The organism is Bradyrhizobium campsiandrae (assembly GCF_014529705.1).
Classification (GTDB): Bacteria; Pseudomonadota; Alphaproteobacteria; order Rhizobiales; family Xanthobacteraceae; genus Bradyrhizobium; species Bradyrhizobium campsiandrae.
Genome location: NZ_JAANIH010000432.1, coordinates 1 through 241 on the forward strand (window position 1 = coordinate 1; position 241 = coordinate 241).

Sequence of the window (241 nt, forward strand, 5' to 3'; positions counted from 1 at the left end):
ACGGGCTCGACGGGTCGACTTGTCCCTTCGCGGGCTTGGCGAGCCCGTTCATCAGGCCGACGACCTCGTCGCGGTTGATCGCAAGGTTGAGCGCCTTGCGCAGGCGGATGTCGGTCCAGGGCGAGCCTTCGACGCGCGAGAACTGCCACGGCCAGACATGCGGCTGCTCGTTGGCGTAGAGCTTGAAGCCGCGCTGCTTCAGCTCCGGCAGCGCATCGGGCGCCGGCGCTTCGACCCAGTC

General features: G+C 68.5%; 1 protein-coding gene. It reads right to left on the reverse strand.

The features are described from left to right. A partial coding sequence (locus G8O24_RS43805; protein WP_244646491.1) for an ABC transporter substrate-binding protein occupies positions 1-241 on the reverse strand: 241 nt, incomplete at both ends.